The 12,310-nt window shown below is 73.8% G+C and carries 12 protein-coding genes; 5 read left to right on the top strand and 7 right to left on the bottom strand.

Annotation, left to right across the window (positions count from 1 at the left end):
* The first annotated feature begins 64 nt into the window (after positions 1-64).
* Positions 65-853 (top strand): GAF and ANTAR domain-containing protein, encoded by a 789-nt coding sequence (locus ACZ63E_RS32445; RefSeq protein WP_465339989.1) that lies wholly within the window; start codon positions 65-67, stop codon positions 851-853.
* Between the two features lie 95 nt (positions 854-948).
* Positions 949-1,125: a hypothetical protein gene (locus ACZ63E_RS32440; RefSeq protein WP_465339988.1), complete on the top strand. Its 177-nt coding sequence runs from the start codon at positions 949-951 to the stop codon at positions 1,123-1,125.
* Here the strand turns inward: ACZ63E_RS32440 and ACZ63E_RS32435 are convergent.
* The 3 genes from ACZ63E_RS32435 to ACZ63E_RS32425 all read right to left on the bottom strand — a co-directional run bounded on the left by ACZ63E_RS32435 (position 1,122) and on the right by ACZ63E_RS32425 (position 5,815).
* A complete protein-coding gene (locus ACZ63E_RS32435; protein WP_465339986.1) occupies positions 1,122-3,878 on the bottom strand; it encodes an AfsR/SARP family transcriptional regulator in 2,757 nt (918 codons plus the stop codon). The genes ACZ63E_RS32440 and ACZ63E_RS32435 overlap by 4 nt on opposite strands.
* A 209-nt stretch (positions 3,879-4,087) precedes the next feature.
* Complete coding sequence (locus ACZ63E_RS32430; protein WP_465339985.1) at positions 4,088-4,831, bottom strand: hypothetical protein; 744 nt, start codon at positions 4,829-4,831, stop codon at positions 4,088-4,090.
* 99 nt (positions 4,832-4,930) lie between these two features.
* Positions 4,931-5,815, bottom strand: coding sequence for an SDR family NAD(P)-dependent oxidoreductase (locus tag ACZ63E_RS32425; protein WP_465339984.1), 885 nt, complete (start codon positions 5,813-5,815; stop codon positions 4,931-4,933).
* A 92-nt stretch (positions 5,816-5,907) separates the two neighbouring features.
* On the opposite strand from ACZ63E_RS32425, the gene ACZ63E_RS32420 reads away from it, so the two are divergent.
* Positions 5,908-6,558: a TetR/AcrR family transcriptional regulator gene (locus ACZ63E_RS32420; protein ID WP_465339983.1), complete on the top strand. Its 651-nt coding sequence runs from the start codon at positions 5,908-5,910 to the stop codon at positions 6,556-6,558.
* Between the two features lie 24 nt (positions 6,559-6,582).
* Here the strand turns inward: ACZ63E_RS32420 and ACZ63E_RS32415 are convergent, their stop codons facing one another.
* Positions 6,583-7,143, bottom strand: a complete 561-nt coding sequence (locus ACZ63E_RS32415; RefSeq protein ID WP_465339981.1) for an HD domain-containing protein — start codon at positions 7,141-7,143, stop codon at positions 6,583-6,585.
* A gap of 11 nt (positions 7,144-7,154) precedes the next feature.
* Positions 7,155-8,216 carry a helix-turn-helix domain-containing protein gene (locus ACZ63E_RS32410; protein ID WP_465339979.1) on the bottom strand — a complete coding sequence of 354 codons (1,062 nt, stop codon included), beginning with the start codon at positions 8,214-8,216 and terminating at the stop codon, positions 7,155-7,157.
* Between the two features lie 198 nt (positions 8,217-8,414).
* On the opposite strand from ACZ63E_RS32410, the gene ACZ63E_RS32405 reads away from it, so the two are divergent.
* Both ACZ63E_RS32405 and ACZ63E_RS32400 read left to right on the top strand, forming a co-directional pair.
* A complete protein-coding gene (locus ACZ63E_RS32405; protein ID WP_465339978.1) occupies positions 8,415-8,675 on the top strand; it encodes a hypothetical protein in 261 nt (86 codons plus the stop codon).
* 35 nt (positions 8,676-8,710) lie between these two features.
* Positions 8,711-9,526 carry a Scr1 family TA system antitoxin-like transcriptional regulator gene (locus tag ACZ63E_RS32400; RefSeq protein WP_465339976.1) on the top strand — a complete coding sequence of 272 codons (816 nt, stop codon included), beginning with the start codon at positions 8,711-8,713 and terminating at the stop codon, positions 9,524-9,526.
* Between the two features lie 3 nt (positions 9,527-9,529).
* Here the strand turns inward: ACZ63E_RS32400 and ACZ63E_RS32395 are convergent, their stop codons facing one another.
* Together ACZ63E_RS32395 and ACZ63E_RS32390 are read right to left on the bottom strand one after the other, a co-directional pair.
* Positions 9,530-10,987: a tetratricopeptide repeat protein gene (locus ACZ63E_RS32395; protein WP_465339974.1), complete on the bottom strand. Its 1,458-nt coding sequence runs from the start codon at positions 10,985-10,987 to the stop codon at positions 9,530-9,532.
* Entirely contained in the window at positions 10,954-12,306 is a 1,353-nt protein-coding gene (locus tag ACZ63E_RS32390; protein ID WP_465339973.1) for an AfsR/SARP family transcriptional regulator, read from the bottom strand. Before ACZ63E_RS32390 ends, ACZ63E_RS32395 begins: the two co-directional genes overlap by 34 nt.
* Positions 12,307-12,310 lie beyond the last annotated feature (4 nt).

Below are 12,310 nucleotides of genomic sequence, written 5' to 3'. Positions count from 1 at the left end.
GGTTGGGCTCGCGATGGTTGAGAAGCCAGCCGTCTTCCCCGCAGCGCCACCAGGGAGAACGGCCATGACCACCGATGACGAATGGCAGCAGGACAAGGCGGCCTTCGCCGCCGCCGAGGCACCCGGCAGCGGCCCGCTGGCCCGGCAGTTCGCCGAGCTGACGGCGAGCCTGCTCGCCGCGCCCACCGTCGAGGACGTGCTGCGGCGCGTCCTGGAGGCGACCACCCTCATGGTGCCGGCCGCCGACCTGGCGAGCTTCACCCTGATCGGCCCGGACGGGCGGTTCCACACCCCGGCGGAGACCGGCGCGGTCGCCGTCGAGCTCGACCTGCTGCAGTACCGCTTCCGCGAAGGCCCGTGCGTCGAGGCCGCCGAACCGGCGGGGCCGGCCGTGGCGATCGCGCCGGACCTGACCGACGAGCCACGCTGGCCCCGCTGGGCCCCCGGCGCGGTCGAGCTCGGGGTCGGTTCCGTCCTCTCCACCGCGCTCATCCCCGGCCCGCCGACCGGCCGCTCGGCCGGCGCCCTGAACGTCTACGGGCGCTCCCCGAACGCCCTGGACGAGGCCGATCGCGACGTCCTGCTCCTGCTGGCCACCCACGCCGCCCTCGCCATCGCCCGCACCGACGCGGTGACGCGGGCCGAGCTGGCGGCCACCCACCTGCGCGAGGCCATCCGCAGCCGGGACGTCATCGGCCAGGCGAAGGGCATCATCATGGCGCGCCGCGGGGTGACGGCCGACGAGGCGTTCGACGTGCTCCGGCGGACGTCGCAGGACCTCAACGTCAAGCTGGCCGAGCTGGCCGGCACGCTCGCCGCCCGGTACACCGAGATCGACCTGCCCGCCGGCTGAGCGTCCCGCATCGACCTCGCATCGGTTGGTGCCGGCCCGGTAACACCCGCCCCCGGCGGTCCGATTCCTCGTGGACCCCGGCAGGACGGATCATCATGGCAGCCAGGAGACCGGCTTTGGGCGTGCTGGCGCTCGTGTACGCCGTGCTCGGGCTGGTCAACGTCGTGCTGGCCGTCCGGCTCGGCGCGTTGTGGCACCTCCTGCTGGCGCTCGTGCTCCTGGCCGGCGCGGGCGCGCTGGCCGCCGTCGCACGCCGCGCCCCGGCGCGCTAACGCCCGTCGAGCTCGTCCCGGAGGCGGTCGGCGGCCTGGTGGCGGCCCTGTTCCCGGTAGAGCTCGAGCGCTTCGAGCCACGCCGCCCGGGCCTGCTCCTCGTCACCCAGGCTGCGGTGGGTCTGGCCGATCCAGTCCAGCGCCAGCGCCACGTTCTGCGAGTCACCCACCTCCCGCAGCAGGGCGAGCGACTCCGCGTAGTGCTCGAGCGCTTCGGAGTGGCGGCCGGTGTGCTGGTCGATGTACCCGAGGTTGCCCAGCACGTGCGCCTCGTTCGACGGCGCGGGGTGCTGCCGGACCAGGGCGAGCGCGGCCTCGAGGTGCTCGCGCGCCGGCCCGAACTCCGTGAGCCGGCAGTAGAGCCAGCCGAGCTGGTTGAGTTCGACGGCCTCGAACAGCGGGTCGCCGAGGGCCCGGAACAATGCCAGCGCACGCCGGCTGCGGTCGATCGCGCTGCGGTAGTCCTCCTGGTACATCCAGGACTGCGCGAGCGTGTGCTGGGCGTAGGCCTGGCCCGCGAGGTCACCGTGGCGTTCGGCCAGGGTGAGCGACGCGTGCAGGTGGTCGGCCGCCTCGTCGTAGTGCCGGAGGTCGGCGAGCGCGTGGCCGAGGTGCGCGTGGGTCACGATGTGCGCTTCGGGGTCTTCCAGGCGCTGGGCGGCGTCCGCGGCGACCTGCCACACCGCCAGCCGCTTCTCCCGGTCGGCGCGCCGGTAGTGGTAGGTGGTCAGGACCCAGGCCAGCTGCCACGCGTCGCGGTGCCGGCCGAGCGTGACGGCCAGCTGCTGGGCCGCCAGCAGCGGCTCGTACTCGACCTCGAACCAGGCCATCGCGGCGGTGATGTCCGGCGGCGCCTGGGGCGTGGTCCCCGGCGCGGGCGGATCGAGCCGGATCGGGCTGCGGTAGGGCGCGAGGACCCGTTCGGCGTGGAAACCGGTGTGGAGGTAGAAGTCGAACACCCGGCGCAGGGCCGCGTCGCGCTCGTCGCCGGTCAGGTCGCGCTGCGCGATGTCGGTGGCGTAGCGCCGGATCAGGTCGTGCATGCCGTAACGGCCACGGACGTCCTGGGTGATCAGCGACGCGTCCTCCAGGCCGCGCAGCCGCGCCCGCGCGCCGGCGGGCGAGCACCCGGCGAGGCTCGCCACCGCCGCGAGGGTGAGGTCGGCGCCGGGCGCGATCGCGAGCAGCGCGAACATCGTGGCCTGCTCCGAGGACAGCCGCTGGTACGACCACGACAGCACGGCGGGCAGGCTGGCCGTCGGGTCGTCGTCGTCCAGCGCGCCGAGGCCCAGGTCGTGCAGCTCGTCCGCGAGCATCGGCAGCGGCAGGCGCGGCCGGGTGTGGGCCTGCCCGGCGATGATGCTCAGCGCCAGCGGGTACCCGCCGCACAGCCGGATGAGCCGCTCGACGGCGGCCGGGTCGGCGCTCAGCCGGGCCGCGCCCAAGCGGTCGGCCAGCAGCGCGCGGGCTTCGTCGTCGGTCAGCACGTCGAGCAGCAGCTGCCGGGCGCCGTGCCCGGTGATCAGGCCGGAGAGCCGGTTGCGGCTGGTCACCACCACGGTGCAGCCCGGGCTGCCCGGCAGCAGCGGGACGACCTGGGCGGTGGACGCGGCGTTGTCCAGCACCAGCAGCATCCGCCGGCCCGCGACCAGGCTGCGGAACAGCGCGGCCTGGGCGTGCGGCTCGGCCGGGATCCGGCCCGGCGGCACGCCGAGCGCGTCCAGGAACCCGCGCACCGCGACCGCCGGCGCCATCGGCTCGTCCTCCGGGCTGAACCCGCGCAGGTCGACGAAGAGCCGCCCGTCCGGGAACCGGCCGGCGTGCCGGTGCGCCCAGCTCAGCGCCAGCCACGTCTTGCCGATCCCGCCCGCGCCCGCGATGGCCGAGATGACCACCGTGCCGGCCGGGCCGGGACCGGCGAGCAGACCGTCCAAACTGGACAGGTCGGCGCGCCGGCCGACGAACGACGCGGGCGCGGCGGGCAGCTGCCGGGGCGGCGCCGCCTCCCCCGCCTCCGCGACGGGGGCCGGCGGCGGCTCGGCGACCAGCAGCTGCCGGTGCAGCTCCTGCAGGGCGGCGGCGGGGTCCACGCCCAGCTCCTCGGCGAGGCGCTCGCGGACGACCTGGAAGTGCTGCAACGCGTCGGCAGTGCGTCCGGCCTGGTGCAGAGCCATGAGGTACTGGCCGGCCGTCCGCTCGTCGAGTGGGTGTTCCCGGGTGCGCGCCGCCAGCTCGACGACGAGGTCCTCCCCGAGGCCCCGCCGCAGCTGGGCGTCGACGAGGTCCTGCCAGGTCGCCAGCCGCTCCTGACCCAGCCGTTCGCGCTCGGCCTCGGCCCACTCCCCCGCCAGCCCGGTGAGGGCGTCGCCCCGCCACAGCGCCAGCGCGCGGGTGAGCAGCGCCGGCGCCGCCTCCTGGTCGGTCCGGGCGGCCGCGCGCAGCTCGCGGCCGAGGCGGAGGTCCACGGTGAACAGGTCCGGGTCGATCTCCAGGGTGTAGCCCCCGGACCGGCGCACGACGGCGACCCCGTCGACCCCGGCCAGCGCCATCCGCAGGCGCGAGACGTAGCTGTGCAGGGTGGTCCGCGTCCGCGGCGGGGCGTCGGCGCCCCAGACCCGCTCGACCAGCCGGTCGACGGGAACCACCTGGCCCGCCTCGACGGCCAGCACGGCCGCGACACAACGCTGCTTCGGCGGCCCGAGGTCCACCGTGCCTTCGCCGGCCCGCAGGTCGACCTCCCCCAGCAAGCGCATCATCGAGACCACGCCTTGCCCCCTCAAACGCACGCACGAACGGCGAATTTCCAACCTAGCGCACGGGTCGCCGAACCCGCGAACCGGCGGGACGACGCTGACCAGGGGATTCGCCGGAGCCCCGTCCCGCTCGGCGGAACACCGGGGTCCACGCACGACAACGGGGCGCCGCACCGGGATTCCCGGTGCGACGCCCCGTCGGCGAGTGCCTACTTGGCCTTGTTCTGGCTGCGGGCGGCCGTGGTGCCGTTCGCGCCTTCGGTGTGTTTGCCGTTCGGCTGGGCGGGCTGGGGTTTCGCGGGCTCGACCGGCTTTTCGGCAACCGGGGCGACCGGGGCCGCCGGGGTCACCGGCGTGGCCGGCTTGGGGGTCGTCCCGGCCGGCGTGGTGGTCGCGTTCGGCGCCGGAGTCGACACGGAGTCCGCTTCCACCAACGGGTTCGACCGCCGGACCTGCACCACGGCCACCACGGCGCCGGCGACCACGCCGAGCGCCACCAGCCACGGCCAGCGGGACTTGCGGGAGCGTTCACCGCGCGCCGCGCTCTTCGCCTCTTCGAGCGCGACGGCGAGGTCGCGCTTCGCCGTCGCGACGGCCTTCCGCCGCTTGCGGCCGGACTCGCCCGCCGAACCCGCCACGGCCGCGACCGCCAGCGCCGCCTTCCGGCCCGGGTCGCGCAGGTTCACCGCGCGGGACAGCACTTCGTCGCGCGCGGCCACGGAGTTCGCGCGCACTTCACGGCGGGACGACTTCGTGCTCTTGTCGAAGTCCTTGGTCGCCGCGCGGCCGACCTTCGCGAGCTCGTCCGCGCCTTCGGTCAGCTTCCGGTCGGTGATCTCGACCGCCCGCGCGGCCGCGGCCGCCCCCACCCGCGCGGCTTCCGCGGCCAGATCCCGGACCCCGGCCGCCGCCGTCTTCACCGATCGCCCGACCGGGGCGTCGCCCTGGCTCATGTGATCACCTCTCACTCGTCGCAGCAGGCGGCGCCTGCAGCCTCACACCTGTGGGCTACCCACCCGGGGGCCATCCGGAACCTCGACCACCCGACGGCGTCACGCCCGCACGTCGGGCAGGCTCACGCCGCGCTGGCCGCGCCAGGCGCCGCCGGCCTCGTCGTGGTCGGTCGAGCTGCTGAGGTGGGCCCACTTCGCGTCGGTGTCGACGCGGTGCCGCCACGCCTCGCGGCCGAACTCGTAGGCGTCGCTCCCGGCGAGCAGGCGCAGCGGCGGCTCGTCGAGCCCGGCGACGGTGAGCACGAGGTCGGCGACCTTGCGCGGGTCGCTGTTGGCGTGCTCCTCGAAGTCGGCCATCGCGCGGGCCGACGCGCCGACGGTCGCTTCGTAGGGCTCGCTGATGACCGGCGTCGCCATCGACGCGCCGCCCCAGTCGGTGCGCATCCCGCCCGGCTCGAGGACGGTGAGCTTGATGCCCAGCGGCGCGACCTCGGCGGCGAGCGCCTCGGTGAACCCGCCGACGGCCCACTTCGCCGACTGGTACGCGGTCATCCCGGGGCTGCCGACCCGGCCGCCGACCGACGAGATCTGGATGATCCGGCCGCCGCCCTGCCGGCGCAGCACGGGAACCGCCGCCTTCGTGACATACACGGTGCCGAGAAAGTTGGTCTCGATCTGCCGGCGGAAGACGTCGAGAGTGGTGTCCTCGAGGGACACCCGGTCGCCCTGGCCCGCGTTGTTGACCACGACGTCGAGCCGGCCGAAGGCGGCGACCCCGTTCGCCACCGCGGTTTCGGCGGCCGCGGCGTCGGTGACGTCGAGCCGCTCGACGTGGACGCGGTCGCCGTAGCGGGCCACGACGTCGTCGAGCGCCCGCGGGTCACGGGCGGTCGCGACGACGCGGTGCCCGGCCGCGAGGGCCTGCTCGACGATCCGGCGGCCGAGCCCGCGCGACGATCCGGTCACGAAGAACACTGCACTCATCGGAAGCTCCTTCTTAACGCAACGTCTTTGCGTTAACTCGAAGCTAGACCCGGGCCGAAGTTAAGTCAAAGGCGTTGCGTTACCCTGGCGCGGTGACCCAGCCCCGCCGCCGCGCCCGCTCCGACCAGGACAAAGAGGTCCGCAAAGCCGCCCTGCTGACCGCCGCGCGCGAGCTCGCGATCGACCGCGGTGTGCGCGAGGTCACCCTGACCGAGGTGACGAACCGCGTCGGCCTGCACTCGTCGGCGCTGCGCCGGTACTTCGAATCCCGCGAAGAGCTCCTCCTCGAGCTGGCCGAGCAGGGCTGGGCCGACTGGCGGGACCGCCTCCTGGCCGACCTCGGCGGCCGCCGCCTGACCGCCGGCGAGGTCGCCGACGTGGTCAGCGGGTCCCTCGACGCGTTGCCGCTGTTCTGCGACCTGCAGACCCACGTCGGCCTCAGCCTGGAGGGCGCGGTGCGCCTGGACCGCGCCCGCCAGTACAAAACGGCGGCGACATCGGCGTTCGACGTCATGACGGCGGCCCTGGTCGAGACGGGAGCGGGGCTGGACCCCGACGGCGCCCGAACGGTCCTGACGGCGGCGATGAGCTGCGCGGCCTACCTGTACCAGCTGTCCCGGCCGTCCCCGACCCTGCGCCGGCTGTACGAGGAGGAGCCCCGCTGGGCCCACAGCGCGCTGCGCTTCCGGGAGCAGCTCACGACGTTGCTGACAGCGGTCACCCTCGGCGCGGCGCGCACCTGAGTCACGGCATCAGCGGGACCGGCTTTAGCGATCTCGCCAAGCCAGGGGGGACACGGCGACGGCCGCCTCGGCGACGCGCCGAGCCGTCTCGGTCGCGAGGCCCTTCCGAGCGGAGTCGATCCACCCGGTGACTCGCTGCACTCCGGCATCCCGGTACTCGACGGCCTGGAGAAGCATTTCCAGCTTGTCCGCGTCCTTCGCGCACCGGGCTTCCAGGGTCTCCCGGGTCTCGTACTCGTCGACGGCGGCCCGGACCAGATCGCGGGAGGGACCGGGCAAGGCGGCCGTCTGGTCGGCGGTGATCTCGCGCGGCTCCGGCTTGCTCAGGTACTTGGCCGCGGTGTGCGGGATATCGCCGGTGCGCGTCTCCTGTGTGTCGTGCCAGAGCGCCAGGAACGCCGCGCGTTCCGGATTCGCACCCTCTTCCGCCGCGAGCAAAGCCGCGATTTGCGCGGTCCGCAAGCTGTGTTCGGCGACCGACTCGGGATCGCGGACGCCGACGTGCCACCAGCCGGCGCGCCGGATGCGCTTGAGCAACCCGAGTTCGTAGCCGAACGCAGCGAGAGCGGCAGGCTCGTCTGGCATGGGTGTTCTCCCTATCGGTCAGCGAGACGGAGTGCGTAGTGGAGGCCGGCGACCTGGTCACGTCCGCCGCGGGTCAGCACGTCGCCGGACGTGAGCTTGTCCAGCGCCTCGGCCAGCGCGCCACGAGCAGCGGGTTGGCCTGCCAAGAGAGCGGGACGGCTGGCCACGAGCGTGTGCATCGTGCGGAGGTTCAAGGGCAGGTGGGGCGAAGACGGGTCGAGACGGCCGACGAGGTGGTCGAAGAGCCGCACGCCCGACCAGGCTTTGGTGTCCTCGGCGGCCATGAACGTGTCATCGGTCTGGTCGTCGCTCAGCTCGCCGATCCAGTGCGCCCAGTAGTTGAGGTTCGCCAGCTCGGCGCGAGTGTCGTCGGTGCGCGCCACGAAGTCGTACAGATGAGCGCCGTCGCCGGCCGACGCGAGGGCGACCGACGCGGAGCGGGCTTCGAGCAGGTCGGTGACACTGCCACCGGCGATCGGCCGGCGACCCGCGCTTTCCCATTCACCGCGCAGCCAGTTCGCCACCTCGTCGCGCTGGTCGAAGCCGAGCAGATACACAGCCTGCCGGCGAAGCAGCGCTTCACTGGACTTCACGCCGCGCTCCGCGACTGTCATCAGGTGGTCGAAGAACCTGGTCCGCGCCTCGGCGCTCAGGGCGGGCCCGGCCGCGACAGGCCCTCGACGGGAGACCTTCGACGTGAAGACGCCGAGTTCCGGTGGGAGGTGCCCGGTGAACGGCCACGTGATCAGGTTGGTGAGGGTCTTGCGGTGCACGCTCGTGGCGAGCGGGTGCAGATCGGGTTCGACCCAGGCCTCACCGGCGACGATCCCGGTCGACAGGACCAGGTCGGCTTCGACGGCGGCACGAAGGTGCCGGCCGGAAGGCGAGGGCGCGCCCAGCCGAGGCAGCCTGCTGCACAACCGGACGAAGTCCCCCGCGTTCATCGCGGCGAGCGGACGCCGCCCCGACTCCCATCCTTGGACAGTGCTCACGTCCACCGAGAGGCTTTCCGCGAACCGCTCCTGCGTCAGGGCCGCGCTCTGGCGCGCGAGCTTGAGGACGTAGCCCGACACAACACCTGTCGAGCGCGAACCCTGACTCCCGGTCAGTGCCGCCGATCCTCCGCCCAAGGAAGCTCCCGAGTCTGGCCGGTTCCGGTCGGATCGCACGCGTACTCGCGGTCCGTTCTGCTTTTGCTCTCCCGATCGTAGCGTGACAGTCCGAGGTGGATTGGCCACCTGTGAGTAGCCGGACCAGGACAAGAGGGCGCCATGACAGCCGTGATCTACATCGACCCGGACGCGATCCACCCCGTGGTCGAGGGTGTGTGGCACCGCACCCGCCTGGCCGGCATGCCCAGCCCGGGACAAGGAATCACCATGCTGTGCGGCCTGACCGCCGCAGCCACGTTCAAGCCGCTGGACGAGCGTCGCGACCACGGCGCCCCCGCGATGTGCGCCAGCTGTGACTCGGTTTACCGGCGGGCACACGGCATCCCGCTCCAGCACGACCGCCTCCGGCGATCACGATGACGACCCGCCCCGACCCCGTCGATCACAACACCCTCGTGGAGAACACGACCGTGCCCATGCAGCCGATCCACCATCCGCGTCGGCACAAGGACAGCGCACCTCCCGCCGCCATCGCGGCCGGTCTCGCAATCCGGCAGTTCCGCACTGCTCGCGGGCTCGGCCTACGCCGGCTGGCCACCGCGGCCGGCGTGCCGTTCCAGTTCCTCTCGCAGTGGGAGCTGGGACGACGTGTCGCGCGGACGGCCGATGTCGGCCGGATACTCGCCGTCCTCCGCATCACGGGCGCGGACGCCGACGACCTCCTCAACCTGACCCGCCACTCCGACGAACCCGGTTACGTCGACACCCGCCCGAGCGACCACTCCTCCCTCGCCCACTACTACGAAGACCTCTCCACCCAGGTCATCCACTGGACGCCCACGCTCCTCCCCCGCCGGCTCCGCACGCCTGCCTACGACCTCCACCTGCTCAACCACCAGCTCGCCCATGCAGACGTGGTGGATGCACAACTCCTCATCGTCTCTCCGAAAGGCACCGACCTCGAACGGCACCGCATCTTCCTGATCGGCGAGACCGCGCTCGATGTCTGCCCTCCGCAGCTGCGCACCGAGCAGCTCGGCCACCTCCGCGCACGATCCGGCCTGCGCACCAGCACCCTGCGGATCGTCCCCACCGACGAGTGCCCGCCCGGTCTGCTGAGCGGTTTCACCCTCTACCGCGCCGGAAAGATCACCCTCGCCGTCTCGATACCGCACCACCACGCCTGCACTTACCTCGCGCATCGCGCCATCCTGGCGCGCTACAACCGCACCGTCGAGTGGCTGACCGGACACGCCCTCGAGCTGGACTGAACCTCAGCGGGAAAGGGGTTCGTCGACGGGCTGCCCGACCGCCTTCCGCAGCAACCGGACCCGCTCGGCGTCCGCGTCCCGGCCCTGCTGCCGGTACAGCTCCTCCGCCTCGGTCCACGCCGCCCGCGCGTCGCCGGGGCGGCCGAGTGAGACCAGCGGGTCGCCGAGGTTGGCCAGGGTCGTCGCGGTCTGGTAGCCGTCGCCCAGCTCCCGGTACCGGGTCAAGGACTGCTCGTAGTTCCGGACGGCTTCCTCGTGCCGGCCGGTGTGGTGGTCTATCCACCCGAGACTGTCCAAAGTGGCCGCCACGCCGTTGACGTCGTCGTGGCGGCGGAACAGGACCAGCGCGTCGCGGCAGTGCTCGCGGGCGCGGTCGTACTCGCCGACGCGGGCCTCGCACCAGCCCACCGCGTTGAGCGCCATCGCCTCCCACAGCGGGTTGCCGAGGGTGCGGTGGATGTCCAGGGCCCGCGTGGCGTGCTCCAGCGCGCGCCGGTCGTCACCCCACTGCTCCCACGCCAGCGCCAGGGTCCGGTGCGTGTGGGCCTGGGTCGCCCGGTCGTCGTGCTTCGCGGCCAGCTCCAACGCGCGGTGCAGCTGCTCGAGCGCGTCTTCGCGCCGGCCGAGCTCGAGGTGGGCGCGGCCGAGCAGGCGGTGGGCGAGGATCCGGGCGGCGGCGGGCAGGTGCTCGGTGGCGGCCAGCCCGGCTCGGCACGCGGCGAGCTGGTCGTACCGGTGCCCACGGCGGGTCTGGAACGTGTTGAGCGCCCAGGTCAGCTGCCAGACGAGCTCGTGCCACCCGCGGCCGCGCGCGAGCTGCTGCGCCGTCAGGAGATTCGGGTGCTCGGCGTCGAACCACGCCAACGCCGTCGCCGCGTCGGGCAGGACGTGCCGCACCGTGCCGGCCAGCGGCGGGCCGAGGGGCATCACCTGCGAGTGCGGGTACAGCAGCTTGTCGGCGGCGGACGCGGTGTGCAGGTAGAAGTCCAGCACGCGCCGCAACGCCGTTTCGCGTTCGGCCTCGGGCAGGGACTGGCCGGTGGTCACGGCGAACCGGCGGATCAGGTCGTGCATCCCCCACCGGCCCTGGGCGTCCTGGGCCACGAGCGACGCCTGTTCGAGGCTGCGCAGCATCGCCCCGGTGTCCTTTGTGGACAGCCCGGCGAGGCTCGCCGCGGCCGCGAGGCTCAGATCCGGACCGGGAGCGAGCCCGAGCAGCGCGAACGTCTTCGCCTGCGCCGCGCTCAGCGCGCGGTGGGACCAGGACAACACGGCGGGCAGGCTGGCGGTGGGGTCTTCGCTGTCCAGCGCGCCGAGGCCGAGGTCGTGCAGCTCCGCGGCGAGCGCGGCCAGCGGGAGGTCGGGACGGGTGTGGGCGTGGCCGGCGACGATGCTCAACGCGAGCGAGAACCCGCCGCACAGCCCGATCAGCCGGTCGACGACGGCCGGTTCCACCGCCACCGGGCCGCGCCCAGCCGGTCGGTGAGCAGCGCGCGGGCCTCGGTGCCCGACAGCACGTCCACCGGGAGGTGCTGCGCGCCGTGGCCGGTGATCAGCCCGGTCAGGCGGTTGCGGCTGGTCACCAGGACCGAGCACGACGTGCTGCCCGGCAGCAGCGCCGAGACCTGCGCGGTGTCGGCGGCGTTGTCCAGCACAAGCAGCACCCGCTTGCCCGCCAGCAGGCTGCGGAACAGCGCCGACTGCGCGTGCAGGTCGACCGGGATGCGCTCGGGTTCGACGCCGAGCGCGTCGAGGAACCCCCGCACCGCGACGGCCGGGGCCATCGGCGCGTTCTCCGGGCTGAACCCCCGCAGGTCGACGAACAGCTGCCCGTCGGGGAACCGGGCCGCGTGGCGGTGGGCCCAGTGCAGGGCCAGCCACGTCTTGCCGATGCCGCCCGCGCCGGAGAGCGCCGAGATCACGACCGTCCCGCCCGGAGCGTCGCCGAGCACGGCGTCGAGGCGGTCCAGCTCCGCGCCGCGGCCGACGAACGCCCGGGGCGGCGCCGGCAGCTGCCGCGGGGCGGCCGGCGTGCGGGGACCGGCCGGCAGCGGCGGCCCGGCGGCGAGGATGCGCTGGTGCAACGCCTGGATCGCGGGGCCGGGGTCGGTGCCGAGCTCCTCGACGAGGCGCGCGCGGAACCGCCGGTAGTGCTCCGACGCCTCCCCCACGCGCCCGGCCTGGTGCAGCGCCGAGAGGTACTGCCCCGCCACCCGCTCGTCGAAGGGGTGTTCCGCGGTGCGCGCGAACAGCTCGGGCACGAGGTCGGCGCCCTGGCCCAGCCGCAGCCGGGTGTCGGCCAGGTCGTGCTGCGCCGCCAGCCGCTCGCCGCGCAGCCGGACGCGCTCGGCGTCGGCCCACTCGCCGTCCACACCGGTCAGCGGCTCGCCGTGCCACAGCGCCAGCGCGTCGGTCAGCGCCCGGACATCGCCGTCGTCCGCGCGGGCCTGCCGGCACAGCTCGCGGAAGTGGTGCAGGTCGACGACCGGGTCCGGGCCGCTCGTCAGGACATAACCCCCCGAACGCCGCACGATCGCCAGGTCGGCCGCGTCGCCGAACGCCCGGCGCAGCCGCGAGATGTAGCCGTGCAGCGTGGTCCGCGCCCGCGGCGCCGCGTCGGCGCCCCAGACCCGCTCGACCAGCCGGTCCACCGGCACGACGTGCCCCGCGTCGACCGCCAGGGCGGCGAGGACGCAACGCTGCCGGGGCCCACCCAGCTCGACGTCCCGCCCGCCGGCCCGCGCGGCCACCTCGCCCAGCAGACGCACCAGCGTCGCCACACCG

The organism is Amycolatopsis sp. NPDC104819, assembly GCF_055583145.1.
Note: the sequence above shows the minus strand (reverse complement) of the source record. Positions and strands in the feature narration are given on the sequence as shown.